General features: G+C 48.3%; 27 protein-coding genes. 1 reads left to right on the top strand and 26 read right to left on the bottom strand.

The window, feature by feature from the left end; translation table 11 throughout:
- Nucleotides 1-36: 36 nt before the first annotated feature.
- The 18 genes from rny to B3S86_RS03445 all read right to left on the bottom strand — a co-directional run bounded on the left by rny (nt 37) and on the right by B3S86_RS03445 (nt 18651).
- Entirely contained in the window at nt 37-1599 is a 1563-nt protein-coding gene (gene rny / locus B3S86_RS03530; protein WP_023467703.1) for a ribonuclease Y, read from the bottom strand.
- Between the two features lie 193 nt (nt 1600-1792).
- Nucleotides 1793-2836, bottom strand: a complete 1044-nt coding sequence (gene recA, locus B3S86_RS03525; protein ID WP_023467702.1) for a recombinase RecA — start codon at nt 2834-2836, stop codon at nt 1793-1795.
- 111 nt (nt 2837-2947) lie between these two features.
- The gene (locus B3S86_RS03520) at nt 2948-4180 is read right to left on the bottom strand and encodes a competence/damage-inducible protein A (protein WP_290749168.1); all 1233 of its coding nucleotides are present in this window, start codon (nt 4178-4180) and stop codon (nt 2948-2950) included.
- 71 nt (nt 4181-4251) lie between these two features.
- On the bottom strand, nt 4252-4830 hold the full coding sequence (gene pgsA, locus B3S86_RS03515; RefSeq protein WP_035408854.1) for a CDP-diacylglycerol--glycerol-3-phosphate 3-phosphatidyltransferase: 579 nt from the start codon (nt 4828-4830) through the stop codon (nt 4252-4254).
- Nucleotides 4831-4894: 64 nt separating this feature from the next.
- Nucleotides 4895-5794, bottom strand: a complete 900-nt coding sequence (locus tag B3S86_RS03510; protein WP_035409716.1) for a helix-turn-helix domain-containing protein — start codon at nt 5792-5794, stop codon at nt 4895-4897.
- 27 nt (nt 5795-5821) lie between these two features.
- Entirely contained in the window at nt 5822-6604 is a 783-nt protein-coding gene (locus B3S86_RS03505) for a DUF3388 domain-containing protein (RefSeq protein ID WP_023467698.1), read from the bottom strand.
- A 94-nt stretch (nt 6605-6698) separates the two neighbouring features.
- Nucleotides 6699-7403, bottom strand: a complete 705-nt coding sequence (gene ymfI / locus B3S86_RS03500) for an elongation factor P 5-aminopentanone reductase (protein ID WP_290749163.1) — start codon at nt 7401-7403, stop codon at nt 6699-6701.
- Entirely contained in the window at nt 7403-8674 is a 1272-nt protein-coding gene (gene yfmH / locus B3S86_RS03495) for an EF-P 5-aminopentanol modification-associated protein YfmH (RefSeq protein ID WP_290749160.1), read from the bottom strand. The genes ymfI and yfmH overlap by 1 nt, the downstream gene beginning before the upstream one ends.
- Nucleotides 8671-9924 carry an EF-P 5-aminopentanol modification-associated protein YfmF gene (gene yfmF / locus B3S86_RS03490; RefSeq protein WP_290749157.1) on the bottom strand — a complete coding sequence of 418 codons (1254 nt, stop codon included), beginning with the start codon at nt 9922-9924 and terminating at the stop codon, nt 8671-8673. Before yfmF ends, yfmH begins: the two co-directional genes overlap by 4 nt.
- Nucleotides 9924-10472, bottom strand: coding sequence for a cob(I)yrinic acid a,c-diamide adenosyltransferase (locus tag B3S86_RS03485; protein WP_035408870.1), 549 nt, complete (start codon nt 10470-10472; stop codon nt 9924-9926). Before B3S86_RS03485 ends, yfmF begins: the two co-directional genes overlap by 1 nt.
- The gene (locus tag B3S86_RS03480; protein ID WP_290749153.1) at nt 10469-12223 is read right to left on the bottom strand and encodes an ATP-binding protein; all 1755 of its coding nucleotides are present in this window, start codon (nt 12221-12223) and stop codon (nt 10469-10471) included. The genes B3S86_RS03485 and B3S86_RS03480 overlap by 4 nt, the downstream gene beginning before the upstream one ends.
- Nucleotides 12224-12234: 11 nt before the next feature.
- Complete coding sequence (locus tag B3S86_RS03475) at nt 12235-12951, bottom strand: response regulator transcription factor (protein ID WP_035408876.1); 717 nt, start codon at nt 12949-12951, stop codon at nt 12235-12237.
- A 171-nt stretch (nt 12952-13122) separates the two neighbouring features.
- Nucleotides 13123-14289: a c-type cytochrome biogenesis protein CcsB gene (ccsB, locus tag B3S86_RS03470; RefSeq protein WP_035408879.1), complete on the bottom strand. Its 1167-nt coding sequence runs from the start codon at nt 14287-14289 to the stop codon at nt 13123-13125.
- Entirely contained in the window at nt 14286-15833 is a 1548-nt protein-coding gene (gene resB / locus B3S86_RS03465; protein WP_081780387.1) for a cytochrome c biogenesis protein ResB, read from the bottom strand. Before resB ends, ccsB begins: the two co-directional genes overlap by 4 nt.
- Before the next feature lie 22 nt (nt 15834-15855).
- Nucleotides 15856-16446: a redoxin domain-containing protein gene (locus B3S86_RS03460; protein WP_035408882.1), complete on the bottom strand. Its 591-nt coding sequence runs from the start codon at nt 16444-16446 to the stop codon at nt 15856-15858.
- Between the two features lie 126 nt (nt 16447-16572).
- Nucleotides 16573-17334 (bottom strand): pseudouridine synthase, encoded by a 762-nt coding sequence (locus B3S86_RS03455; protein WP_023467688.1) that lies wholly within the window; start codon nt 17332-17334, stop codon nt 16573-16575.
- Nucleotides 17334-17906, bottom strand: coding sequence for an SMC-Scp complex subunit ScpB (scpB, locus tag B3S86_RS03450; RefSeq protein ID WP_023467687.1), 573 nt, complete (start codon nt 17904-17906; stop codon nt 17334-17336). Before scpB ends, B3S86_RS03455 begins: the two co-directional genes overlap by 1 nt.
- Nucleotides 17896-18651: a segregation/condensation protein A gene (locus B3S86_RS03445; RefSeq protein WP_035408886.1), complete on the bottom strand. Its 756-nt coding sequence runs from the start codon at nt 18649-18651 to the stop codon at nt 17896-17898. Before B3S86_RS03445 ends, scpB begins: the two co-directional genes overlap by 11 nt.
- A gap of 93 nt (nt 18652-18744) precedes the next feature.
- Here B3S86_RS03445 and B3S86_RS03440 point away from each other — a divergent pair, with 93 nt between their 5' ends.
- A complete protein-coding gene (locus B3S86_RS03440) occupies nt 18745-19209 on the top strand; it encodes a DUF309 domain-containing protein (protein WP_290749142.1) in 465 nt (154 codons plus the stop codon).
- 17 nt (nt 19210-19226) lie between these two features.
- Here the strand turns inward: B3S86_RS03440 and B3S86_RS03435 are convergent, their stop codons facing one another.
- From B3S86_RS03435 to deoB, 8 genes are all read right to left on the bottom strand, one after another.
- Nucleotides 19227-19574: a GNAT family N-acetyltransferase gene (locus tag B3S86_RS03435; protein ID WP_023467684.1), complete on the bottom strand. Its 348-nt coding sequence runs from the start codon at nt 19572-19574 to the stop codon at nt 19227-19229.
- A 152-nt stretch (nt 19575-19726) separates the two neighbouring features.
- On the bottom strand, nt 19727-20254 hold the full coding sequence (locus B3S86_RS03430; RefSeq protein ID WP_290749139.1) for a type 1 glutamine amidotransferase domain-containing protein: 528 nt from the start codon (nt 20252-20254) through the stop codon (nt 19727-19729).
- Nucleotides 20255-20351: 97 nt separating this feature from the next.
- Nucleotides 20352-20789 (bottom strand): peptidylprolyl isomerase, encoded by a 438-nt coding sequence (locus tag B3S86_RS03425; RefSeq protein WP_023467682.1) that lies wholly within the window; start codon nt 20787-20789, stop codon nt 20352-20354.
- Nucleotides 20790-20892: 103 nt separating this feature from the next.
- On the bottom strand, nt 20893-21897 hold the full coding sequence (locus tag B3S86_RS03420) for a S66 family peptidase (RefSeq protein WP_290749136.1): 1005 nt from the start codon (nt 21895-21897) through the stop codon (nt 20893-20895).
- A gap of 83 nt (nt 21898-21980) precedes the next feature.
- Nucleotides 21981-22625 (bottom strand): hypothetical protein, encoded by a 645-nt coding sequence (locus B3S86_RS03415; RefSeq protein ID WP_290749133.1) that lies wholly within the window; start codon nt 22623-22625, stop codon nt 21981-21983.
- A gap of 93 nt (nt 22626-22718) precedes the next feature.
- Entirely contained in the window at nt 22719-24020 is a 1302-nt protein-coding gene (locus B3S86_RS03410) for a pyrimidine-nucleoside phosphorylase (RefSeq protein ID WP_023467679.1), read from the bottom strand.
- Nucleotides 24021-24066: 46 nt separating this feature from the next.
- Nucleotides 24067-24879, bottom strand: coding sequence for a purine-nucleoside phosphorylase (locus B3S86_RS03405; protein WP_029341181.1), 813 nt, complete (start codon nt 24877-24879; stop codon nt 24067-24069).
- A gap of 18 nt (nt 24880-24897) precedes the next feature.
- The gene (deoB, locus tag B3S86_RS03400; protein ID WP_035408904.1) at nt 24898-26070 is read right to left on the bottom strand and encodes a phosphopentomutase; all 1173 of its coding nucleotides are present in this window, start codon (nt 26068-26070) and stop codon (nt 24898-24900) included.
- Nucleotides 26071-26169: the final 99 nt, after the last annotated feature.

Genomic DNA, 26169 nt, shown 5'->3' with positions numbered 1-26169 from the left:
TTCATTAAAAAAAGTGGCGGTCGCCCGCCACTCCACTTATTTCGCGTATTCGACTGCTCGTGTTTCCCGAATGACCGTGACTTTGATGTGTCCCGGATAATCGAGTTCTTCTTCGATTTTTTTCCGGATGTCACTCGCCATCTTGTGAGCCAGTACATCATCGACGACGTCAGGTCGAACGATGATGCGGACTTCACGACCCGCTTGGATCGCAAATGATTTTTCGACACCGTCGAACGATTCCGAGATTTCCTCGAGGCGTTCGAGACGGCGGATATAACTTTCGAGTGTCTCTTGACGTGCACCTGGACGAGCAGCAGATAATGCATCCGCAGCTGCAACCAAGACAGAAATGACAGATGTCGCTTCCGTATCTCCGTGGTGTGATGCGATCGCGTTGATGACGGTTGGATGCTCTTTGTACTTCGTACCGAGCTCGACACCAATCTCAACGTGACTGCCTTCGACTTCGTGGTCGATCGCTTTCCCGATATCATGCAGAAGACCTGCACGCTTCGCAAGCGTGACATCTTCTCCAAGTTCAGCTGCCATCATACCTGCAAGGTGGGCAACCTCAAGTGAGTGATACAGGACGTTCTGTCCGTAACTCGTACGGTACTTCAAGCGACCGAGAATTTTGACAAGGTCCGGATGAATGCCGTGGATTCCGACATCATACGTCGCTTCTTCCCCGATTTCTCGAATCCGCTCGTCGACTTCACGACGGGATTTGTCGACCATCTCTTCAATACGAGCCGGGTGAATCCGACCATCCTGAACCAATTTCTCGAGCGCCATTTTAGCGACTTCGCGACGAATTGGGTCAAAACCAGACAAAATGACGGCTTCCGGCGTATCATCGATGATCAAGTCGATCCCAGTCAAGGTCTCGAGCGTACGGATGTTGCGGCCTTCCCGTCCGATGATGCGACCTTTCATCTCATCGTTCGGCAAGTTGACGACCGATACAGTCGTCTCTGCGATATGTTCAGCGGCGAACCGTTGAATCGCAAGTGACAAGATATTACGTGCTTTCTTGTCGGCTTCTTCTTTTGCTTTTTGTTCGATTTCTTTTTGAAGAATGGCTGCGTCGTGTAAAGCAGCCTGTTTCGTCTCATCCATGATGATTGTTCTTGCCTCGTCTTGCGATAAATTCGCGACGCGGACAAGCTCTTGACGTCCCTGTTCATACAGGTCCTCTACTTTGCGCTCTAGTTCTTCAGCTTGATGCTTCCGTTTCGCGATCTCTGCATCACGTGTATTGATTTGATCTTCCTTACGGTCGATAGCGTCAACACGGCGATCGAGTGTCTCTTCTTTCTGGAGCAACCGGGCTTCTTGTTTCGCTAGCTCTTGGCGACGTTCACGCAATTCTTTTTCCACTTCGTTACGAAGTTTGAATGCTTCATCTTTCGCTTCGAGTACGGCTTCTTTTTTCGTTGCCTCAGCCGATTCACGCGCACGTTCAACGATTTTATTCGCTTCCGTTTCTGCGCCTTGAATTTTCGCTTCTGCAATCGATTTCCGCAAGAAGTAGCCTACGATGAATGCGATCAGCAAAGTGAGGAGAAGTATGACAATCCAAGTCAGTGTACTCATGGGTTCACCTCCCCTTTGCAAGGTGTTTCTTAGTTCATTTCGGTATTTCATCGAAGCTGTCTAAAAAACGTACATCTATATTGTAAGGATAGCACTCGTTCATTGTCAACGAACGGACGGGAAAGAATTCCACTGTTTTCCTCTTTTACACTAAAAAAGAGAGGATTCGTATGCGAATCCTCTCTGAAACGGTTTATTCAGCAAATAGATCTTCTGGTTGTTCTGCTTCGAAATCAACCGGCTCTTCGCGATCGACGAGACCGTGATGTTCACGAATCAAACGTTCGACCTCTGCTGCGACTTCCGGATGCTCGACCATGTATTGCTTCGCGTTCTCACGCCCTTGACCAAGACGCTCTGAGTTGTACGAATACCATGCACCACTCTTTTGAACGATATCCAGATCCGTTCCGATGTCGATCAACTCACCGACCTTCGAAATACCGAGACCGTACATGATATCAACTTCTGCTTGTTTAAACGGAGGAGCAATTTTGTTTTTGACGACCTTGATCTTCGTTTTGTTACCGACGACGTCCGTACCGTTTTTCAACGCTTCCGCACGACGCACTTCTAAACGAACAGACGAGTAGAATTTGAGTGCTCGACCACCTGGAGTCGTTTCCGGGTTACCAAACATGACACCGATTTTTTCACGGATTTGGTTGATGAAGATGACGATCGTTTTCGATTTATTCGTTGCACCAGACAACTTACGAAGCGCTTGGCTCATCAAACGCGCTTGAAGACCGACGTGTGAGTCACCCATCTCGCCTTCAATCTCTGCTTTTGGTACGAGTGCCGCAACAGAGTCGACGACAAGAATATCGACCGCACCAGAACGAACGAGTGCTTCGGCGATTTCAAGTGCCTGCTCCCCAGTATCCGGTTGTGACAAGAGGAGCTCATCGATGTTGACACCGAGTTTATTTGCGTATGCTGGATCAAGCGCGTGCTCTGCATCGATGAATGCTGCTTGTCCACCTTGTTTTTGAACTTCTGCGATTGCATGAAGCGCTACCGTCGTTTTACCTGACGATTCAGGTCCGTATACTTCGATGACCCGTCCACGTGGGTATCCACCTGCACCTAGGGCAATATCTAATGTAATCGATCCAGAAGAGATCACTGATACCTTCTGATCCGCATTTTCTCCGAGTTTCATGATGGAACCTTTACCGAACTGTTTCTCTATCTGGCGTAACGCCATCTCAAGTGCTGCTTTACGATCACTCACGTAGCAGGCCTCCTTTTAATTATCTTACTGAGATTATTGTACTTCTTTTGAGACCGAATGACAAGCATTTTACGAACATTTATTCGCATACTTGCACTTTGACCAATTTTCTCACTCGGATTCTTTTTCGAGATGTTTCAGTAGAAGGAAATAGGTATCCTTGACGGCGCGCAGTCGAATCATTCCCCGGTCGAACGATGGATATTGCCATTCGACGATGCGTGTTCCATGTGCGTCCGCAACAGCACAATAGACGGTTCCGACCACTTTTCCGCTGTTGCTTGTCGGACCTGCTTCCCCTGTCAAAGCGACGGCGATATCGGATTGATACAGTTCGCGTACCCCTTCAGCCATCGCGATTGCGACTTCTTTACTGACAGCAGTATGCTCTCGTAACAAAACTTCCGGTACCGATAATACGCCTTGCTTCGCTGCATCATCATACACGACGGCGCTCCCACGCAACACTTGACTCGCACCGCTGACATCAACGAGTCCACTTGCGACAGCTCCTCCCGTCAGTGATTCGGCGAGTGACAGTGTCAATCCTGCTTCTTGATACCGTTTCAGTACGACTTCCGGCAGGCTTGTCTCGCCATATCCATAAAAGTACATGCCCACTTCAGCCAGTACGTGTTGTTCCAGTTCATCGAGCATACGGTCGGCTTCCTGTTGATCGAGTGCTTTAGCAGTCAGACGCAACCGTACTTCAGCGAGTTCCGCATAAGGGGCGACCGATGGATTGGTTGCTTCTTTGATTAACGTTTCCAGGCGATCGTTTAGAGCCGATTCTCCGATTCCGAAGAAACGTAGTGTTCGGGAACGGATTGTCTCTTGACCGAACAAATGACTGAAGTGATCTTTGAGGATTTGCTTCATCTCACGTGGCACACCGGGTAAAACGATATATTGGTGGTGCTCCGTCTGCACCGACATACCGGGAGCAAGACCCGCATCATTGCGTAAAACCGTCGCGCCAGCGATGACTAATGCTTGTTTCCGTTCATTGTTCGTCATCTCCCGTTGACGTGTCTTCAAGAATCCTTCGATTCTTTCGTACGCTGCTTGATCGAGAACGAGATCGCGCCCAAGCAGGTCAGCGAGCACCTCTTTCGTCAAGTCATCCTCGGTCGGTCCAAGCCCCCCTGTGATGACAAGGAGATCCGCCCGCTGTTGCGCCTGACGGAACGTTTCCTGCATCCGCTCGCGGTTGTCACCGACGACTGTATGATAATGAACGTCAATTCCTGCACTGGCTAGCCATTCGGAAAGGTACTGTGCATTCGTGTTGGCGATTTCTCCAAGGAGAAGCTCACTTCCGACTGCGATGATTTCTGCTTTCATGTTGATTCCTCACCTTCTTGAAGTATAAGAAAAGACTGTTCGGTATGACGAACAGTCTAAATTGATCCAACTTACATGGATTTCGTAATTAACTTGATGTTTTTCGAGAAATACTCGACGCCTGAATAGATCGTCAAGATAAGAGCAAGCCACATCGTGATATCTGCGAATGGAATATTCCACATCGCAAAAACGATATCGTGCAATAAATACGCTGTAATCGATGTCAACTGGACCCATGTCTTTGCTTTCCCAGAGTTTCCGGCAGCAAGAACGATGCCTTCGTCAGATGCGACAAGACGAAGACCTGTGACAGCGAACTCACGGCAGAGAATGATGACGACGATCCATGCCGCAACGAAGTCAAGTTCCACAAGGTAGACGAGCGCAGCAGCGACTAACATCTTATCGGCAAGTGGATCCATGAATTTTCCAAAGTTCGTTACTAGATTTTGTTTGCGGGCGATATACCCATCGAGCCAATCCGTCAGTGAAGCAACAAGGAAGATGATGGCTGCAACGAAGTGTGAGACGGGAAGTTCAGCTCCTAGTACATCCCACTGTCCCCAGTTCGGATCAATCGCAAGTACGATGACGAACACGGGAATTAATAAAACGCGTAATACTGTCAATTGATTCGGTAAGTTCATGTAACGCCCTCCTCCTTCATTTCATATGTAGATGAATATGCCATCTAAAAGAAGGCACGCCGGTTTACGGCGTGGCTACTTTCTTCAGATAGATGTTTTGGACGAGAAGCGAACGGTTCAGTTTCAGTTCTTGGTCATTGACGACGATTTTATCAATCCCTTTAATCGAACCGATCCGAATCCGGATCAAGTCCGTCTTCGCGTCCTTCACGACGATCGGATTCGGATCCGACGCGTTGATGTGATCTGGCGCGAGTGCTTCTCCTTCAAGGGATGTATCACGCACACCAACGAATGGTGATGGAGAGGCATCTTTCTTGATTTGAATCGAGACACTCATCGTATCTTTCGTTGCGACTTCATAGGTGACATCTTGACCAGATGTCGACTTCGCAGCAAGCGCTTCTTTTTTAGGTTTTTCTTTTGTTTCTTCTTGTTTCGCCGGTTCTTCCTTCGGCTTTTCTTCTGTCTTCGCAGGCGCATCCGTTTCTTTACTCGGTGCGTCTCCTTGGTCGATCGTGACATCGTTTTGCTTCGGTGCAGACGTTTTTGCCTCTTCGTTACCGTCGAGGAACATCTGAAGTCCATAATACAAGGCAGCACCAATCGCAAAAATCAGCACGATGATGATGATGTTCGGAATCCAGCGCTTTGCAACGCTTTTCTTCGGTGCACTTGATTTCGAATACGTCGCGCGTCGTGATAATTCGACGACCGGTTGTGCCTCCGGTTCCGGAAGATCACGCTTATAGGTCGTGAAGACTTCGTCGACGTCAAGACCGAGTGCTTCCGCATATGTCTTGATGAAGGCCCGGGCGTAAAAAGCACCTGGTAATTGATCATAGTTGCCTTCTTCAATCGCGACGATGTAACGCTTTTGAATCTTCGTCGTCGTTTGAATTTGTTCGAGAGAGACGCCTAGCGCCTCTCGTTGTTCCTTTAAGTAGGTTCCGAGCTCGGTCATCGGTAACACACCTTCCATTTTTCATACTTATTCAAAGTTGAACCAATCATTTCCCCCATGGGAACGAGGCAGTTCAGTCACAATGATTTCTTCTGTCGTGTTGCGTAATTCAATGATGTAATCAAAATCATCCCACGTATATTCACTTGATTTGACGAATGCATCCGGATGTTCGACGATTTTCGTCGCCGGTAGTCGCATGACTTCGCGTAAAATCTGCCAGTGCCGTTCATCGAAATTCCGTTGCGACACCAAGGCATCGATGATGTAGACGTAATCCCCAGTCCGTTCGTCATCGAATAACGACGTTCGTACCGTCTGTTTGATCAGCGTCGAAGAAAGGAACAACCATTTCTTGTTCGCACTGACGCTTGCAGCGACGATCGATTCCGTCTTCCCGACTCGTGGCATACCGCGGACACCAATCAACAAGTGCCCATCCTGTTTACACAGCTCTGCCATGAAATCGACGAGAATCCCTAAGTCTTCCCGAACGAAGCGGAACGTCTTTCGTTCATCACTGCTTTGATCGATATAACGACCGTGACGAATCGCGATCCGATCACGCAGTTTTGGTTTTCGTAGTTTGATGACCTCTATGGTTGACATCGTCTTGAGAATAGCAGCGAGTCGTGGAATTTGATCCGGTTGTTTCGTTTGGAGCAACATACCGCGTCGTTGATGATCGACACCATTGATCGTCACGATCGAAATATGTAACATTCCCATCAACGAAGCAATGTCCCCGAGTATACCGGGACGGTTGACCTTTAATTCATATTCGAGATACCATTGCTCGAACTCACTCACGCGCCCATCCTCCTCTATTGATACGATTATCCATTCCTCATGTTAAATGATTTTTTGAAAAATGAAAAGCATTCCTGAACTGAAATTCCAATGCTTACATCCACGCACCATCTATTTTAAGGATGGCTCCCGACACATAACTCGATTCTGGTTGCACCAAGTAACGGATCGCGGAAGCTACTTCCTCTGCTTTTCCGAATCGTCCGGCAGGGATTTCAGCAATCGCTTCTGCCTTTTCATCCTCAGAAAAAATCGCGTTCATCGGCGTATCAATCCATCCTGGCGTAATCGCATTGATGCGTCCATGCATTGGTCCAAGTTCTTTACTGTATGCTTTGACGAAGCCCAGCTGTGCTGCCTTGCACGTCGAATAGGCAACTTCACCCGCGACACCTTGTTCCCCTAATACACTACTGATGACGACGATCGCCAGCTGCGACGTAAACGGTTTTGTCCGCGTCACGGTTTGACTGATGCGCATCAACGCATCGACATGTATTCTCCAAAGTTCACTCATTGATGTTGCCGATTGATCGAGCAACAGACCGCTATAACTCGTTCCGGCACAATGGACGAAGGCATCGACGACAGGTAACGCCGTACAAAATGCCTGCAACTCCTCATCATCCGCTAAATTCGCCGTCAGGATGTGGTGCTCTCCTTGCCACTCCTCTATCATCCGTTCCAAAACCGCTTGCTGTCGATACGTCTGAAGCACCAATTCATGTCCGGCGGCAGCAAGTTGTTTTGCTGCCGCAAGACCAATGGCGCCACTCGCACCGGTGATGAGGATTCGCATCACGCGTACGGTTTGACGATTGAGATCGCCCGGTTTTCAATGGCGAACAACTCGTCGAAACGGGCGTCGATCTCTTCTTTCGTAATCGAAGCAATCAATGTCGGAAGCGTGAACAGATTCGTACCGGCAAGTGCGTGACGCGAGAACTGATTCGCAATGAATTCCGGTGAATTCAAGGCACGGAGGAATTTCCCTTGCATCATGTTCCGCTTGCGCGTGACCTCGTCTTCCGTGAAGTCAGGACGCGTTTGCAGAAGTGTCTCATACGCTTGGATAAACTTGTCTGGATCCTCTGTCTCCATGCCGAACGTCGCGAAGGCGAACTCTTCCTCACTCGAGTAATCAAAGCTGAACGTATCGTCGATCAGACCGTCTTCATACAATTCCAAATACGTCGATGATGTTTGATCGAATAAGAGGTGCAATAATAATTCACTCGTCAACTCACGACGGACTTGTGCTTCGCCGCGGACAGATTCGTCCTTGTAACCGATTAATACCTTCGGTGTCTTGACGTCGAGCTCGAGTTCGAGACGTGGACGATGCACGCCGTGCGGTTCTTGACCGTAATCCCGTTCGATCGCTGGACGATCCGTATAATCCTTCTTCGCCTGATTCGCCTTGATCAATGCCAGCGTCTCTTCCGGGTCGATGTTTCCGACGACGAACAACACCATGTTTGATGGATGATAGAACGTACGATAGCACGTGTATAGGTCATCGGCTGTGATTTGATTGATCGATTCCGGTGTTCCTGCGATATCGATTCGGACCGGATGCGTCGCATACATTGATTCGATTAGACCGAAGAACAGACGCCACCCTGGATTATCTTGATACATCTGGATTTCCTGCGTGATGATCCCCTTCTCTTTTTCAACGCTTTCCGGCGTGAAGTAGGGATCTTGTACGAAATCGATCAATGTCTCGAGGTTTTGTTCGATCAATGACGTGGCTGAGAACAAGTACGCTGTCCGTGAGAACGAGGTAAAGGCGTTCGCTGAGGCACCGAGACGACCGAACTCTTGGAAGACGTCACCTTTTTCAGATTCGAACATCTTATGCTCGAGGAAGTGGGCGATGCCGTCCGGTACCGTGATCCATTCCTCTCCTTTTTTAAATCGTTGATCAATCGAACCATAACGTGTCGTAAACGTCGCATACGTCTTTTCGTATCCTTTTTTTTGCAACAGATAGACGGATAAGCCGTTATCGAGTTGCTCGTGGTATACCGTTTCGTCTGTATCGTGATAAGTCAGTTGTTCCATCATGCTTCACCTCGCAATAGATATACGGCATCTAGATCGATTGCCGTTGCTAATCGAACGACGTCTTCACGTGTCGCCGTCTCGATGATGTGGATCTCATCTTCAAGTGTCAGTCCACGCATCTTCGAACCATTCAACCAACCAATCAATTGCCCCGGCTGATCAAGAATTTGACGGCGCGCATTGATCAACATCGCCTTCGTCTGTGTCAATTCTTCATCCGTGAACTGTCCCGCCTTCAAATCAACGAGTTGCTCTAGGATGATTTTCTCGGCACGTTCCGCTTCTTTTGTGTCAACCCCTGCATAGACGTAGAGTGCACTGTTTAATGCCGCATATCGTGAAGCCGCATAATACGCGAGACTCTCTTTTTCACGGACATTCATGAACAGTTTCGAATGTGGGAATCCACCGAACAGACCGTTGACGATTTGCATCCGGATTGAATCGGCAGACGTCGGATCGACCGCTACCCGGTAACCAAGGTGCAGCTTCCCTTGTTTGATCGGTTGCGTTTCGCTCGACCGTTTCACACCGTTGACCGGTTTTTGTTCAGGGATGTAATGGCTGACTTTTTCTGAGTGCGATGGCAAGAAGGACAACGCATCTTCCATTTCCTCCTTCGTCACCTGTCCGACGACGAAGACATCGATTCGATCGTCTTCGATCATCGAACGGTATGTATCACGCAAGGACGATGGAGTGATCCGTTCGAGTTCTTCGATTGTCCCAAGCGATGGTAACGAGACGGCTTCGCCTGGTGCCATCAATTCAAGGAGACGCTGCTGTGCGTAGCGCATCTTATCGTCGTACAGCGAGCTGATTCGTAAGGCATGCAGTCGCTTTTCTTGTTTGACGAACCGTTCGCGGAAACCACTTTCCGTCAAGTCTGGATACAGCACCATTTGCTCTAGCAATTCAAGTGCTTCTTTTAATAACGACGGGTGATGGACGAGTTCTCCACGGACGACATCAAGTTGGAACGAGATGACGTGCTCTTCTCCGAACTTCGACGCGTCCGCATAAAGCCCCGCATCATATAATGTCTCAAGTGGCTCACGTAATGCTTTCATCGACGGATAAGCAGCTGTCGATTTTTCCATGATGTATGGTAAAATCGCGCGGCTAGTCAGTGTTTTCGCCTCTAGCGGTGCTGAAAACGTGACGAGGATCGTCGTCGTCTTGAATTTATCGGTCGGAACGAGGTGGAAGCTCGTTCCTTCCTTTTTCCATGTGCTAAATGACTGACTCATTACTCTCCATCCTTTCGTTTGAACACATGCGCACTGCGAACGTATTCAATATCTGCTTTTTGGTTAACGGCATTCTCATAACGGGCTGCTGTAAAAAAGAAATCACTGAGCCGATTGATGAACGGTAACAAATGAGCCGCTTGGGGAACATCGATCATCGAACGTTCGACGCGACGGCAGACCGTCCGTGCCACATGCAATGTCGCGGCCGCTTCCGTTCCGCCTGGTAAGATGAACTTGTCGAGTGGTGGCGATAATTCCGTTAAACTATCAATCCAACTTTCTAAATCAACTGTTGCTTCCTGACTTAACCGTGATGGACGAGGTTCGACATACATCAAGTCACTGCCACAGTCGAACAACGCATGCTGGATGACCGTCAATTGTTCTCGTACTTCGATTGATGATGCTTTGGTCCGAGCAAGTCCGACGAAGCTATTCAATTCATCGAGTTCTCCCATCAAGCTGATCAATCGATCATTTTTTTTGACTCTCCCACCGACAAGGGATGTTTCTCCTTCATCGCCTGATTTCGTATAAATTTTCATGTTTTATTCACTCCTATAGCGAAAGGAAGCGACTCATAATGTTCGCTTCCTTTGTTTTTTGGTAATCGGATTCGGAAAGTCGCTCCTTCTCCTAAGCGGCTGTCGACTTCGACCTCTCCACCATGAGCACGGACGACGTTCGCGACGATCGCAAGACCAATTCCTGTACCGGTCTTACCGCGCGTTCGTGCCTTGTCCGCCTTATAGAAACGATCAAAGACGAAAGGTAAATCTTCTTCCGGAATCCCGTCACCTGAATCGATGACGGATAATGTAATGTTTTCCCTATCTTCGTCAATCTTAATCTTGATTTCTCCGTTCTCCGTATAACGAAGGGCGTTTCCAAGAAGATTCGTCAAGACTTGTTCCATCTGATCCGGATCGGCGTCAAATGTGATGTTCGGACCGGAAACCGAGAAAGTGACCTGCTTATCGCGTCCCATTTGTTTGAATTTCTTGATGACTCGCTGTGCAAACGAGACTGTTTCGATGGCTTCAATCCGTAACTCCTGATAACCGGCTTCCATCCGCGCGAGATCGAGTAGATCATTGACGAGACGGGACAAGCGTTGCGATTCATCATAGATGATTGATGCAAATTCTTTCGTCGCCTCGTCACTTTCCGTCATCCCGTCGACGATCGCTTCCGAATACCCTTGCAACATGACGAGTGGCGTCCGCAGTTCATGGCTGACATTCGCGACGAAGTCGGCCCGCATCTTCTCCAGTTGTTGTGCTTCCGTCATGTCGCGCAGGACAGCGACCGCTCCGATCTGCTCTTCTTGTTCGAGTAACGGACTGACGATGATGATGTAAAAGCGTCCTTCCCGTTCAAACGAAACCGTCATCTCCGTCTCTTCCTTCATGACTGTCTGGAACAGTTCAATCAGTTCATCCGGTACGGGAGAACCTGCAAGAAATGCTTCAGCTGGTGGATTCGTCGCGAGGAGCTCACCTGATTTTGAGAACGTCAACACGCCGTCTGCCATACAGCGCAGAATCGAGGAAAGTAAGTGACGCTCCTTATCAAGATCCGTGACGTATTGATTGAGTTGGCTACTCATCTCGTTAAAGGCAAGCGCTAAGTCACCAATCTCATCACGTGAACGTTGCGTCAGGCTTTGATCGAATTTCCCTTCACCGGCCTCAACGACGGCTTGACGAATCGTCCGTAGTGGTGCGGTGATCCGTGTCGATAGGAAGAATGCAAAGACGGTCGTCCCGATGATCGCTAATAAGACACAGAGCTGAATGATTTGACGTGCGCCTTCATTCGCTTGCTCGATATTCGTCAATTGTTCGATCAAGTAGATCGTTCCGTTGCCGCTATCCGTAATGAGCGGTGCTCGATACGCGAGTGCCGCCTTTCCATCGAAGGTCTCGTAATTACCGATTGCCGTTTCACCTTCTTCACCATCGATCGCTTTCCAGTTCTGACGTTCGAGCTCCTTGATAATCCGGTTCGCTTTCGCTTGTGAAATGTTCGCTTCGACAGAATCGTCCTGGGTCTTCGCAATTAATGTCGCGCCATATATATCCGTGATTTCGACAGCAGTACTCGATCCTTCCTCGATACCGGAGTGCGCCTGAAAGACGGTCTCGACTTGTTGACCGAGCTTTGCAAGGTGCCCCCGCTCCTGTTCGATATGAAAAGAGTTGAAAAATTCAAGTAACAAGATCGTCAAGGCGATCAAGACGACCGAGACAAGCAATAGGATCGTGCCCCATAGTTTGATGACTACACTTTGCAACCATTTCATCGTCAGGTCGGACTATTCTCGAACTTGTATCCGACACCCCAGACCGTCGTGATCATTTGAGCAGCGTTCGGAGACAAACGATTCAGCTTTTCACGCAGACGTTTGACGTGTGTATCGACCGTCCGAAGATCCCCAAAAAATTCATAGTTCCAGACTTCCTTGAGTAGTTGTTCCCGTGAGAATACTTTGTCCGTTTGTTTTGCCAAGAAATACAGGAGTTCATATTCTTTTGGTGTTAAATTGACTTCTTGTGATTCAACCGTCACGCGGTGTGCGTCATTATCAATCGTCAAATGTGGGAAGACGATGACATCTTTTGTTTTCGCATCCGTATGGAGGAATTTCGTTGCACTCGCTCGGCGAAGGATTGCTTTGACACGCAAAACGACTTCACGTGGACTGAATGGTTTGACGATATAATCATCTGCCCCCATTTCAAACCCATGGACGCGATTCGTTTCTTCACCTTTTGCCGTCAGCATGACGACCGGCGTCGCTTTCGTTTTCCGTAGTTCTTCACAAACTTGCATCCCGTCCATCTTCGGCATCATCAAGTCGAGGAGAATGACATCGTATTCTGTCTCAAGCGCCATTTCAAGCGCCGTCTCTCCATTGTCTGCTTCCTCGATCGTGAAATTTTCCCGCTCCAGATACATCTTCAACAGGCGACGAATTCGTTCCTCATCGTCGACGACTAAAATACGTGCTTCTTCTGACATGCTGTCTCCTCCTATAAACTAAACTCTACTCCTCTATCCTACTACTCTTTTAGTATACTATGAAACGAAAAGAATGGCTTGCACTGGCTAATTTCCCCTAAACGATACTCTTTTGTCAGAGAAACATGAAAAAGCAGCGGACCGTTTCCGGATCCGCTGCTTTTCTTTTCCTTATGCGTACGAGTGTAATCCCGCTACGACAAGGTTGACGAAGACAAGGTTGAACATGATGACAGCAAAACCACCAACACATAACCATGCTGATTTTTTACCGATCCACCCACGCTGGATGCGCATGTGGAGATAGAACACGTAGAAGAGCATCGTGATCAATGCCCAAACCTCTTTCGGGTCCCAGCCCCAATAGCGGCTCCATGCCATTTGCGCCCAAATCATTGCGAAGATTAATCCGCCAAGAATAAAGATCGGAAGACCGATCGCGATCGCACGGTAACTAATCTCATCAGCTGTTTCTAGATCAATCTTCCGCGCGATTGGTTTCAGACTCTCTGCGACACGCTTACGGAGAACTACGAAACGTAGCAACACATATAAGACGACCCCACCAATGACTGACCATAAGACCGTATTGACCTTATTCGCATTCAAGAAGTTCGGCAATTCAATGACGGCACCTGAACCAGATAAGACTTTTCCGTTCTCAGGACCTGTCAGAACCGGCATCGTGTATTCATGTGTCATCTTCGCACCATTCTTCGCGACGTATTCGATCGTTGATGCAGAACCTGTTGCTTTGAACAAGAGGCCGACGAGGATGTAACCAACGACACAAACGAGTGAGAACATGACGATCTCAAGCCATGTCCGTGTTTTCGATTCTTTATTGAAATCCGTCGCGTGGACCAGATAGAGCAATCCGGTCGCAAAACTGACAGCGAGAATCCCCTCACCGAGCGCTGCCGTCGTAACGTGGATTTTGAGCCAGACACTTTGAAGTGCCGGAATCAAGGGTTGGACCTCATCCGGGAACATCGACGCATAAGCGATGACGAGCAAGGCAACCGGCATTGCAATCAAGCCAAGGACATTGTTTTTATAGATGGCATAGACGATTAAGAATCCAAGGACCATCATCATACCAAAGAATGTCGTGTATTCGTATAAGTTCGAGACCGGAACGTGTCCAGCACCCGCCCAGCGCGTAAAGAAATACCCTAACTGAGCAAGAAAACCGATGATCGCGAGCGTATAGGCGATCTTACCAGAACGTGTCGGACCTTTTTTACCACTCGTCGCAACAGCGAAAAAACCTGTACTGACGAGGTAGACGATGAATGACGTTAGGAGCAGATTACTGCTCAACTGAAGCATGTTCATTTAGCTTCCCCCTCTTCCCGCAACTTTTGTCGGTCCTCAAGTTCTGGTAGACCAACTTCCGTCAACGCGAGATTGGCTTCTTTTTGAAGCCCTAATGCGTTTTTGTTCGTAAATCCAGCAATCTGAATGCGACCGTTCTTCTCACGTAACCAGAGACGACGGTGCGGCCAGTACATCCCGATCAATAGACCTGCCATGAAGATGATGCCACCCGCAAAGAGGAATGGGAGCGTCAAGTCTTTCTTGATTCGGACACCTGAGATGTTTGAGAGCTCCGTACCGGCAAACGCCATCTTGTACTGGTTCTCATCCCCACCGACATTCAGCTTGATACCAATCAAGCTACGCTCCCCTTTTGGGTGCTCCGGTGATTTGATATTAAAGACGAACGCCGGATTGACAGGACGTCCAGAATTGGTCGTCGGCTGTCCATCCTTGACGACGAAATCAGGCAAGAAATCCTTCAATTCGACATCATAGCCGTTTTTCAACTTGTAGGTCTCTTTTGGTTCACGTAAATCGACCTTGATCGTATCCACGACTTTACCTGTCTTTTGGTTGACGATGCTAAACGACATCGTCTTAAATTCTGGATCTGCCGCGTATTGTTCTTGGAAGACTTGGAAATCATCGAATTCGAATGGACGGTTGACTGCCGTCTCACCTGATTTGACTTCTTCGAGTTTCGGTTTGAAATCGCTTGTCTCTCCGACTCTTTTATAGAGCGTCATCTTCGTGTCGTAGTTTTTCGGTACATTTCCGCCCGCTGCTTCAAGTGATTTCTTGAATTTTGCGTCCACCTTCTCAGGATCATAGAACTCGATATTGAACGCCTCATTCTTCAAGTAATACTTGTTGTCTGTCGCCTCGATCGGTAATGTTTCTCCTTCACGAAGCCAAAGCAGTTCATCTTCATGCATGCCCGGTACGACCCGAAGCATCGCCCCTCCGAAGAATAGTACAAGACCGATATGGTTGATGTAAGGACCCCATCGTCCAAAACGTTGCTTTTCCGCTAAGAGCGCCCCGTCTTGCCGACGAACTTTATAGCCCTTTTTCTCAAGTAACGGTGCGATCGCATCGATTTTTTTGACGTCTCCAGTCGCTTCAGCGCCAAATCGCTGACCATTCATGAAACGGTCCGACTGGATGACCGGTTGTTTCTTCAATGCTCGGTAGAGCGGGAAGAAGCGGTCAATCGACACGATGATGATCGATAAGAGTAACAGTGTGATTAATCCGATGTACCACCATGATTCAAACAGGTTGTGGAATCCTAACGTATAGTAGATATCCCCTGCCGTACCGTATTCTTTTTGATAAAATTCTTCCGGTGGTGTTGCCTGCGGAATATACATCTCTTGCGGGAAGATCGTACCGACCCCACTCGCGATGATGATCAGACCGATCAGCCATAACCCGACCTTGACAGACGAGAAGAACGTCCATGCCCGGTCGATCCAAGATGGATTTTTACGTTTCGAACGAAGTTCTGCTTCCTCGTAACGCATGTCCAGTTGTTTAAAATCTTCTTGCTCCTGCATCCTTAAATCCCCCTTCGATGCGTTACTGGTTCGCCTTCTTCACCATCTCTTCCAGCTTCGCTTGATCAATCTCACCTTCGTATTTCTCGACGACCTCACCTTTTTTGTTGATGATGAACGTCACAGGTAAGTTGTAGATCCCGTAAGCCTTCTCGACCGAACTATTCGTATCCATGAGGATCGGATAATCCGTTCCGCCGATATCTTTGATGAAGCTTGAGACTCGAACCGGTGTTTCTCCGACATTGACCGCTACGAAATTGACACCTTGATCCTGCATCATCTGATAGTTGTCATTGATCAAAGGCATCTCTTTCTTACATGGTTCGCAGAATGTACCCCAGAAATTGAGTAAAAGTCCTTTTCCTTTGTATTCATCCATTGAGTGCTGTTTCTCACCGTATAGATCGACGAGCGCGAAACCAGGAGCATCATCGCCTGCCATGACACGTCCGTTTTTATCGCGTGTCGCCTGATCGACGAATTGCATGATGACAACTGCGCCTGCAAACAAGACCATCGTCATGATCATCAGACGCCAGAAGGAGCGTTTCTTCTTTTTTTGCTGGGCCGCTGCTAAGCGTTCTTCCGGATTTTGTTTTGTTTTTTTCATATTTTACCGCCTCCACCCATATTGTACTTGAAATCGCTTAAACGTTGATAAAATGTGAAATTCGTTAATCGTTTTGTCACAAAAAAAGAAAACTCAACCCGGAGGATGAGCTTCTCGCTTTACAAATTAACGTTTTTTTGTGTTCTTACGTCTTTTCGTAGGTGGAGCGGCTGGATCCGCTAGCTCACGCAATTGATTGACTTCTTTTTTTGAAAGTTCACGCCACTCGCCAGAAGTAAGACCTGCCAGTGTCAAGAAACCAAACTGTTCACGTTTCAACTTCAAGACTTCTGAACCGAGTGTCTCGACCATTTGACGGACTTGGCGGTTATGTCCCTCGTAGATGACCATTTCGAGGATAGCCGTGTTTTTCTTCTTATCGATGTCACGCATCTCGACGCGTGCTTTCCCTGTCTTAAAGCCGTCCGGCAAGACGACGCCTTTTTCAAGACCTTTGACGTGGAAATATTCCGGTACGCCTTTGATTTTGACGATGTAACGCTTCGGTACCTTATACTTCGGGTGAAGCAGAAGGTTTGAGAATTCACCGTCATTCGTCATCAACAGAAGACCGCTCGTATTGTAGTCGAGACGACCGACTGGGAAGACACGATGACCTGGTGGTACGAGATCGACGACCGTCTTACGTCCTTTATCGTCTTCAACCGTCGAGACGACACCTGTTGGTTTATATAGCATGTAATAAACGTGTTCTTCCCGCTCGAGCTTGACGCCATCGACTTCGACTTCAGCACGCGCTCCAACTTTCGTTCCGAGCTCCGTGATGACTTTCCCGTTGACCTTAACGCGACCTGCTGTGATCAATTCCTCTGCTTTACGCCGTGAAGCGACACCTGCTTGTGCGATGATTTTTTGTAACCGTTCCATTAATTCACTCTCTCCTCTAATGAAGGATCATTCCGGAAGAAGAGATCTCCATCTGATTCGAACGTTTCTTCGAACTCGAGTGGTGGTAACTCCTCAATACTATTCAGACCAAAGTGGTCCAGGAAATGATCCGTCGTCTTATACAATTTCGCGCGACCAACGCCTTTGGCGCGTCCCGCTTCTTCAATCAAACCTTTTGCACTTAACGTATGGATGACGCGTTCCGTCTTGACGCCACGGACGACTTCGATATCAGCACGCGTGACGGGTTGTTTGTACGCGATGATGACGAGTGTCTCCATCGCTGCTCGAGACAAGGAGTCTTCTGCAAGTGAACCCGCATACGCCTGAATATACGGCGACATCTCTTTTCGTGTCACCATCTTAAAGACGCCACCCGACTCTACGATTTGCAACACCCGTTGCTCCGCTTCAAACGTCGTCTGAAGAGCCAGTAACTGTTCACGCGCCGCCGCTTCACTGATCTCTAGTGCTTGACTGAGACCACGTGGGTCGATGCCGTCATCGCCGACGACGAATAACAAGCTTTCAATGATTTGTTCATACGCCAATCTGACTCTCCTCCTTCACCATGCTACGCAACAAAATGTCATCGGTCATTTGTTCACAATCAATGACGCGTTGCTTGACGAGTTCTAGGACGGCGAGGAAACTGACGACCAGTTCTTCGACCGTCGGCTGCTCCACAAAAAAGCCAAAGAATGTCGTACGCTCACGCGTCGCGACGTAACGGGCGACAGACTCCATCTGTTGCTCAAGCGACCGTTCTTCCCGTTTGACCGTCTTCGAACGACGTACCTTCCAAGCTTCCCGTTGACGCATTTTTTCATAGGCACGTAATAAATCACTTAGTGATAACGTACCATTATACTCTTGTGCGTCCGTATCGAGATAACGCATCAAATCCTCTGGTTGTTTCGAGAACAGCTCAAGGCGTGCCTCTTCCTTTTCCTTCAGGACGAGGGCTGCTTCCTTATATGCCTTATACTCGATCAACTGTTGAATCAGACCTTCTCGTGTCGGTTCTTCCTCGAAATCGGGAATCTCATCATATTCCGTCTGTTCGATCGGCAAGAGTTGTTTGCTTTTCAGTTGCAACAGCGTCGCTGCCATGACAAGATATTCACTAGCAACATCTAGTTCAAGATGTTGCATCGCACGGATATAGGACACATATTGATCCGTCACCATGGAAACGGATATATCATAAATATCGATTTCTAATTTACCAACCAAGTGTAACAGCAAGTCCAGCGGGCCTTCAAACGCATCCATCTTTACACTGTATGATTCCATGATTCTCCCTGCCCATCAACGTTTTTTGCGCCTTAGTATACCATACAACGGATGGGTTCGACTATGTTATATTCAAAAGGAAGAGGTGATTCCATGAATCCGATCGAGCGATTCGTATTCGAATTCAATATCCGGCACGATTACTTCGAATGCCATGAAATCTTAGAAGAAGTCTGGCAAGAAGGACAACGTCAGGACGAAGCACTTGTTGGTTTAATTCAATTCGCCGTCGCCCGCTATCACCACCGTCGCGGCAATACGACTGGGGCACAGCGGACATATGCGAAAGCATTTGATAAAATCGAACGCCACCGGGCAACACTGATTGCGTCCGGGATCGACGTCTCATATTTGCTCGATCATCGCGACCATTTTACGGATAAGGTCTATCGGCACATCCCGTTACCTGTCTTCCCGGACGTCATCCGAACCGTCGCACTTGAAGCGACAGCACCTGATCTCGACTACGTGACGCATAAACATCGTTTGCGTGATCGTACGGATGTCGTTCTTGCACGGCAAGAAGCGCTACAAAACCGAAGAGACCGGTCCATCTAAGCCATGGACCGGTCTTTTTATTGATTTTTCCATTTGTCGACGAGGCGTTGCGTCTCTTCGGTCGCACCCGTAATATCCGTTCGAAGAAGTTTGGCTGCTTCATCGAGTAGGAGATACGACATCCGTTCTCCACGGAAAGACGGTGATAATGCGATATGTTTCAATTCAGCATGGCCATCCATTAATTGAAACCCGATGACACCGACGAAATCCTCATCTTGTTTGTACAAATACAAGCGTTGGTCTTCTTCCTGTTCATAGGCTTGAACCGTTTCAAGCAAATACTTCGGATCCTTCACTTCGCACGAAAAGGCGATCAGCCCCATCGCGGTCCGTTCATTCAACTTCTTATATTTTACTAGCATGTGATTCTACACCTTCCTAATTTCAACAACTCTCAGGAGCATGAACGACTGAGACTCATTCATTCTACACCTTCTCACACAGAATTACTGCATTTTTTTCATAATCCATGAAAAAGGCAGGAGACTGTCACGTGACGTCCCCTGCATCTGAATCACGCTTGTTCTTCCATCACTTGGATGAAAGCACGCATGTAGTCCGGTAGATCGGGTGGACGACGACTCGAGACGATATGTCCGTCGACGACGACAGCTTCATCATGCCAAATCGCACCCGCATTCGTCATGTCATCCTTAATCCCTGGCGTACTCGTGACGTTGATACCTTTTAAGATGCCAGCAGAGATCAGCACCCAACCAGCGTGGCAGATTTGACCAATCGGTTGTTTGTTCTGGTCAAAATGACGCACCATGTTTAAAACAGAGTCAAAGCGGCGTAACAGATCGGGCGACCAACCACCTGGAACAAGAATCGCATCGTATTCTGCTGGATTGATCTCATCGAACGTCTTATTCGATTTGATCGGAACACCGTACTTCCCGATATATGTTTCATCCGCTTTCTCACCGACGATGTCGACGATTGCGCCTTCTTCACGTAAGCGATGGACTGGATACCATAATTCTAAATCCTCGAAGTCATTGCTGACGACTTGGATGATTCGTTTTCCTTCTAAACGCATGACAAACACTCCTTTTCGAGTTGAGTTCCCTTACTGATTGTACCCGGTTCTAAAAAAAGAAAAACTCCTCTTCGAACGTCCGAAGAGGAGCAAGAACTTACGCTTCGACGCGGATTTCTTTGATGCCAGCGCCTTGCTTCATTTTTTGTGCATGTTCGAGACCTGAAGTCACTTGTCCGAAGACTGTGTGTACACCGTCGAGATGTGGTTGTGGCTCGTGTACGATGAAGAACTGGCTTGATCCTGTGTTACGACCAGCGTGTGCCATCGAGAGTGAACCCGCTTTGTGTTTGTGTGGGTATGATGTTGACGTTTCACAAGGAATCGTTTTTCCTGAACCGCCTGTACCGTTTCCGATTGGGCATCCGCCTTGTGAGACGAAGCCTGGGATGACACGGTGGAAGTTCAATCCATCGTAAAAGTTCGAGTTTGCAAGGTTTTCGAAGTTTTCAGTCGTGATCGGTGCTTCATCGTTGAACAATTCGAATTCGATTTTATTTCCATCTTCTAATAAGATATGACCAGTTTTTTGCATATTTGACCAACCTTTCGTGCTTTTCAGCATGAGATTCGTCACGATTCAAGATCGTGATTCCATGGTACAGTGTACCAAATTTCAGGACGTCGTGCAGACCTTTTTACTCGACGGCTGCCTCTAACACATCAAGTGTCACCGAATCTGTTACTTCGACACGAATTTGAATTCCATTCGCGAGTGTCACAACAGGATCCGTATGCCCGAAGTCCGCATCGAGAATGATCGGGAAATCATAGCCCCGCGTCGCGCGCAGAATGATGTCTTTGAGCGGGAAGTCCGGATCAAAATCGACTTTGCGCGGGAAGCGTCCGACGACGAGCGCCGCAATCTTGTCATACGCACCCATGTGTCGCAATTGCGTGAAATACCGGTCGATTGTTTCTGGTGTCTCACTCTCGTCATCCTCAAGCATCAAGACGACACCGTCAAATGATGGCAAGTATGGTGTCCCAGCAAGCAGTAAAAGTGTTCCCGTGTTCCCCGTTAGAATCGGACCTTCTGCGACGCCCGACTTAATGATCGTGTATCCTGCGTTCACTTGATGTTCTCGTCTTCGGTCGTCCGCGACATCCCAGCGTAAAACCTCATCTGTCCACTCCTCAGACGCTTCGATTCGACCGATCGGCTCCGTCTGCATGAACGTACGTTTGAACGATTCTTCGGTATACGGATCAAGACCATCGAATTGACCGAACTGCGTCAGCAGCGCGGGTCCGACGAACGTCGTCAATCCTGTTTTCTGATAGATGCCAGCAAATAGTGCTGTGATATCACTGTATCCGACGAAGATTTTCGGATTGTTTCGGATCAACTCATAATCAAGTTCATCGAGTAATTGGTGCGAGTTAAACCCACCGATTGTCGAGATGATCGCCTTAATCGATGGATCGGCGAACGCCATATGTAAATCTTGCAGCCGTTCCCCGATCGTTCCTGCCGTATGACTATGAACAGCCGTTGCGTTCGGCATTAAGACGACCTCGAAGCCCATTTTTTCAAGTGTTGCGATACCGCGGGCGAGACGACGCGGTACGTATGCTGCGACAGCAGACGCCGGCGAGACGATGGCAATCTTATCCCCTTTTTGTAAGCGTGGTGGTTTCATGAGAGTTCCCCCTTTTTCATTACAAGTATTTCCAGTATAACAAATCGAAGAGGAACCGCGTACTCTCATTTTTTCCATCCATCTTACAGCTTCACGAAGATCGAATCTCCGTTCTCAAGCAATTCTCCTTTTTCCGAAACATAATCGACCTTGACCGTCATATGTTGAAGAATCTTTTGTTCGCGCAACGACTTTGCCCACGCTGTGACCTGCGCTTTATCCTGTTCGTGTCGCTTGCGTGGAACGTCCACTAAGAGCGTCGGAGCGACTTCCTTCCGTAAATAAGCCTTTGAATCAAAACGCGCGTCATCTAGCTGCTGTATTTTATCGTTGTCATAAAGTACGGTCACGCTCAATTGATTGTTCAGTTGTTCGAGAGTCGGCGACGGGATCCGTCGCTCTAACCGATCTTCCCAAAGTGACGCGTGATACGAGTCAACGAACCTCCCCGACTCCTCTTGTTGATAGACGAAAAACTCAGTATTCGTTTTTTCGTCTATCGCGCGTGCGGCATATTCAAATGGAAAATTGCCCATGTTGTCGTAAAGACTACCGGTCACCTTCGCTTCCGGAAGATGCTGTTCTAAGTAAGTTTTTGCTTTCCGCTGTACTTCAGTCTCTTTCGTTCCATCCGAGTTCATGTCCTGTGTAAAAGCGAAAGTCATCAAAAAGGCACTACCTCCGATGACTCCAATTAGACTGGCAATCCCGATTATCCAACGTTTCATATAGTCCCCTCCCATATTTTTACACTTACAATTTTATCATAAAAAAAGAGTAGCGGACGACGTCCACTACTCAAGTATTGTTGATTGGATTGCTTACTGGATAACAGCGTGAACGAGCGGACGTTCTGCCGGTTTCGTTTCACTGATGTGGTACGCGTGATCCATTTTTTCGATCGCTTGGTCGAGTGTTTCTTTGTTTGAACGAAGTGTTGCGATGACATCGCCGACTTCGACACGGTCGCCGACTTTCTTGTGTAACGTGACGCTTGCTGCGTGATCGATTTCATCCGCTTTCGTCGCGCGTCCAGCACCGAGGATCATTGCTGCAACACCGACTTCGTCAGCGATGATTTCAGAGACATAACCGGCTTTTGAAGCGACGAATGTTTTTTCGTATTTCGTTTCAAGTGCTTTTGTCATGTCGTCAACGAGTGATGCGTCGCCACCTTGCGCTGCGATGAACTTCTTGAAGACGTCAAGTGCTGCTCCGTTACCGAGACGTGTTTCGAGATCCGCATATGCTTCGTCGAACGTCGGGTAGAATTCACCGAGGACTGCCATGTGTGATGCAATCGTCAAGGCGATGACTTTCAAGTCACGGACATCTTTCCCTTGAAGGACTTCGATTGCTTCCTTGACTTCGTTTGCGTTCCCGATTTCAAAGCCGAGCGGCTGATCCATGTCCGTAATGACAGCAACCGTCTTACGATTGACGCTCTTACCGATTGAGACCATCTCTGTCGCGAGTGCTTTAGCATCTTCGAACGATTTCATAAAGGCACCTGAACCTGTCTTCACGTCAAGTACGATGCTGTCTGCTCCCGCTGCGATTTTTTTCGACATGATTGAACTTGCGATCAATGGAATCGAGTTTACTGTCGCCGTGACGTCACGAAGGGCGTAGAGTTTTTTGTCTGCAGGCGTCAAGTTACCTGTTTGACCGATGATCGCCATCTTAATGTCGTTGACTTGTGAGACGAACGCTTCTTCAGAAAGCTCGACGTCAAAACCAGGGAACGCTTCGAGTTTGTCGATGGTTCCACCTGTATGACCGAGTCCACGACCGCTCATCTTCGCAACCGGAATGCCGATTGACGCAACGAGTGGTGCGACGATCAGACTGATCTTGTCACCAACACCGCCTGTCGAGTGTTTATCGACTTTTTTCCCGTGGATACGTGAAAGGTCGATCACGTCGCCCGAGTTGACCATCGCCATCGTCAAATCAGCGATTTCACGATCTGACATTCCTTGATAGAAAATCGCCATCGACATCGCTGACATTTGGTAATCTGGAATTTCACCATTCGTGAATCCTTCTACCATTGCTTGAATATCAGCTGTTGCGAGTTCGCCACCGTCTCGTTTTGTTGCAATCAAATCTACCATACGCATAATCTAGTTCCTCCTCAGGAGTGGTTTGTAAGTTTTAAAACAGTCGTTACATTTTTTTGATCGAACCGCGAACGAGTGATAGGAAGTGTGCTCGGACACGTTCTGTCGTTTCGATGACTTCATCATGATGTAACGGTTGATCGAGAATACCTGCTGCCATGTTCGAGACACACGAAATTCCAAGGACACGCATATCTGAATGACGGGCAACGATGACTTCAGGGACCGTCGACATACCGACGACGTCTCCTCCAAGCATCCGTGCCATCTTGACTTCTGCTGGTGTCTCATACGTCGGACCAGTATTTCCGAAGTAGACACCTTGACGGACACGAATACCGAGCTCGTCCGCTGTTTCCTGTGCAAGACGAAGTAATTCCGCATCATACGGCTTCGACATATCCGGGAAACGTGGTCCCATCTCGTCGACGTTCTTACCGATCAATGGGTTCGTACCGAAGAAGTTGATGTGATCCGTGATCAACATCAAATCACCTGGTTCGAACGCTTCGTTACAAGCACCCGCTGCGTTCGTGACGATCAATGTCTCGACGCCGATCGCTTTCATGACGCGTACTGGGAACGTCACCATATCCATTGAGTATCCTTCGTAGAAGTGGAATCGTCCTTGCATCGCAACGACTTGTTTCCCTTCAAGTGTTCCGAAGACGAGTTGTCCGGCGTGTCCTTCAACCGTTGAGACCGGGAAGTTCGGGATTTCATGGTATGGAATTGCGATCGGGTTTTCGATCTCATCAGCGAGGACACCCAGTCCTGAACCGAGAATCAATCCGATTTCCGGTTTCGCCTGCATCTTGCTTTCTAAAAACGAACGTGTTTCATTCCAGTTGACTGTCATCTGAATCGCTCCCTCGAATTATAGTTCTGTTAAAAAGCTTGTTCCGTGTGCCGGCATTTTGACACCGAAGTTTTCAGCAACCGTTGCCCCAAGATCAGCGAACGTCTCACGGATACCGAGCGGTTTTGCGACACTGTTTTTGTGATAAGCAAGCAACGGTACGTATTCTCGCGTGTGGTCTGTCCCAGCATGAACCGGATCGTTTCCATGGTCAGCCGTGATGATCAAGAGATCATCTTCTTTCAAGCGATCAAACACTTCCGGAAGACGGGCATCGAACTCTTCGAGTGCTTGTCCGTAACCTTGCGGATCGCGACGGTGTCCGAACAATGCATCGAAATCGACGAGGTTCAAGAAGCAGAGTCCGTTGAAGTCTCGATCGAGTTGCTTCACGAGTTGATCCATGCCGTCCATGTTCGACTTCGTACGGATCGCATCGGTCACGCCTTCGCCGTCATAGATATCAGCAATCTTACCGAGTGAGATGACATCAAGTCCAGCTGTCTCAAGTTCGTTCATGACTGTCCGGTCGAATGGTTTAAGTGCATAGTCGTGACGGTTCGCTGTCCGAACCCATGCTCCTGCCTCACCAAGGAATGGACGTGCGATGATACGACCGAGCATGTACGGGTCATCCCGCGTAATATCGCGTGCATATTCACAAATCCGGTACAGTTCCTCTAATGGAACGACTTCTTCATGAGCTGCGATTTGAAGGACAGAGTCTGCCGACGTATAGACGATCAAGGCGCCTGTCTCGACATGTTCTTGTCCGAGTTCGTCGAGAATTTCCGTACCAGAAGCCGGTTTATTCCCGATGATCTTCCGCCCTGAGAACTCTTCTAAGCGATGAATCAAATCATCCGGGAATTTTTCGAAGACACGGAATGGTGTATCAATCCGGAGTCCCATGATCTCCCAATGCCCTGTCATCGTATCTTTCCCTGCAGATACTTCCTGCATTTTTCCGTATGCCGCAAGCGGTGCTTCTTCAGCTGAGATACCTTCGATCGGTTCGATATGCGAGAGACCGAGTTTTGCCATGTTCGGCATGTTGAGTCCGTTGCGTTCACGCGCGATGTGACCGAGCGTATGCGAACCAAGATCTCCGAACTGTTCAGCGTCCGGTGCTTCTCCGATTCCTACGGAGTCCATGACGATCAAAAATACACGTTTAAATGATTGAGCCATTTGCTGTTCCTCCTATATACGAGCTGTAGTTGTGCGATTCCCGTTACGATTTTTCCCGGAAAGGGACTAGACAAAACGCATCATTTGTCTGAAGTCAGA

Origin of the sequence: Exiguobacterium sp. UBA3968, from assembly GCF_002385115.1 — a bacterium.
In the GTDB taxonomy this organism is placed as follows: Bacteria; Bacillota; Bacilli; order Exiguobacteriales; family Exiguobacteriaceae; genus Exiguobacterium_A.
Note: the sequence above shows the minus strand (reverse complement) of the source record. Positions and strands in the feature narration are given on the sequence as shown.